Origin of the sequence: Rudaea sp., assembly GCF_036383415.1 — a bacterium.
Taxonomy (GTDB): Bacteria; Pseudomonadota; Gammaproteobacteria; order Xanthomonadales; family Rhodanobacteraceae; genus Rudaea.
On sequence record NZ_DASVOK010000371.1, the window covers coordinates 1 to 1,849 of the forward strand.

At 65.5% G+C, this 1,849-nt stretch carries 1 protein-coding gene and 1 pseudogene; one reads left to right on the plus strand and one right to left on the minus strand.

Annotation, left to right across the window (positions count from 1 at the left end; translation table 11 throughout):
- A partial coding sequence (locus VF497_RS13715) for a TonB-dependent receptor (protein ID WP_330889638.1) occupies window positions 1-1,440 on the minus strand: 1,440 nt, incomplete at its 3' end.
- Between the two features lie 123 nt (window positions 1,441-1,563).
- On the opposite strand from VF497_RS13715, the pseudogene VF497_RS13720 reads away from it, so the two are divergent.
- Window positions 1,564-1,849, plus strand: a pseudogene (locus VF497_RS13720) (DNA polymerase IV); the annotation flags it as partial.

Sequence of the window (1,849 nt, forward strand, 5' to 3'; positions counted from 1 at the left end):
CTGCACGTAGGGCTGCACGACTTCGTTCTTGATCTCGCTGTTGTACTGCGTGATCAGCGGCGTCAGCGAATCGCCCGGGCGCTGGTACGGGCTGGTCGGATGATTGACGTCGAGCGCGTACCAGCGGCGGTTGGTCGAGGAACGGTTCATTTCGTACCAGAGGCCGGCATCGAGCTGGTGGTCGCCGAGCTGCCAGTCGAACGAGGAAAGCCAGCCGCGGCGGTTGATGTCGTACTCGGTCGTGCGCGTGGCATAACCGGAACCGCCGAACACGGTCTTCAGATCCTGTCCCGGAAAATACGCACCGAACAGCTTCGGCAGACCGGCGACCTGGATCGGTCCGGCAACGACGCCGACGCCGTCATCGTGGTGGTAGTAGACCTGGTTCGACCAGGTCATCGCATCGTTGAGCCGCCATTCGTACTTGGCGTAGGTCAAGTAGTCGGTGCGCTGCGCGTCGCTGTAATAGTTGCGATAGTTGTTACCGGCCGATGCGGGCGGCGCGCCGTTGGCGCCGAGATAAGCGAGCGCCTGCGCGAAGTTCGGATACATGAACGGACGGTTGTCCGGCCGCGGCGTGCCTTCGCCCGCGCCGGTCGCCGAGCGATACAGAGTGTCCTCGTTCGGTTCGATCTTGTCCGAGTAGGCGACATAGACAGTGAGCTTGCCGTGCTCGTCGTCATGCACGAACTTGCCGTTGGCCTGCCAGCCACGCTGGTGGCCGGCGAAGTCCCAGGCGCGCTGGTCCTGATGCATGATCGAGGCGTAGGCGGAATTGCCGCCGCCGAATTCGCCGGTGTCGTAGCGCAGGAAGGTGCGCGTGGTCGCGTTGCTGCCGAAGGTCTGGTTGAGCTGGAAGCCGCTCGTCTTCGTCGGATCGGACGAGAACGTCGCCACGGTGCCGCCGAGGTTCGAGGTCGATGCGGTCGACAGATCGCCCGCGCCCGAGGCCAGCGTCACCGCGCCGACGTTCTCGCTGATCACCGCGCGCTGCGGCGACAGGCCGTTGTAGTTGCCGTACTGCTGGTCGCCGAGCGGCACACCGTCGAGCGTGTAGCCGAGCTGCTGGGTCGAGAAGCCGTGGATGAACAGCAGCGTGTTCTGTTCGTTGTTGCCCCACGGATCCGCGGTGAGATAGAGCACGCCGGGCAGGGTCTGGATCGCCTTGAGCGGACTCGCACCAGGCTGGATCTTCTGGATCTCCGCTCCGCTCAGCGACACGGCCGAACGCGTCGAATTCTTCGCGCTGACGACGACGGAGTCGAGCTGGCTGGCGCCGTCGGCAGTTGCGGGCGCTGCGGCATCGGTCGCGTCCGCCGTGGCCACGGCGGTTTCGGCCGCACCGATCCGCGTCGCCGCCAGCGCGCAGAACACCGCGGCGGAAAGCAGGCACAGCCGTTGTCCGCGCGCGTGAGCGCGCGACGAATTCGTCGTCGTCATGACTCGTCCTCAAGTTTGGGGCGATGCGCGCCCACTGCTCCCAGCATGTGGCGCTGCATCATCGCGAGGATGCTAGGTAGAACGTGTGTCAGCAAAGTTGCAGCGCGATGGCACAATTCGCCCATGCGCAAGATCGTGCACATCGACATGGACGCGTTCTACGCCTCGGTGGAGCAGCGCGACGACGCGAGCCTGCGCGGCAAACCCGTCGTCGTTGCCTGGCGCGGAGCGCGTTCGGTCGTCTGTGCGGCCTCGTACGAGGCGCGCAAGTTCGGCGTGCGTTCGGCGATGCCGGCGCTGCGCGCGGCGCGCCTATGCCCGCAGGCGGTGTTCGTGCCGCCGGATTTCTCGCGCTATCGCAACGTGTCGAAACAGGTGCGCGAAATCTTCCACCAGCACACCGACCTCG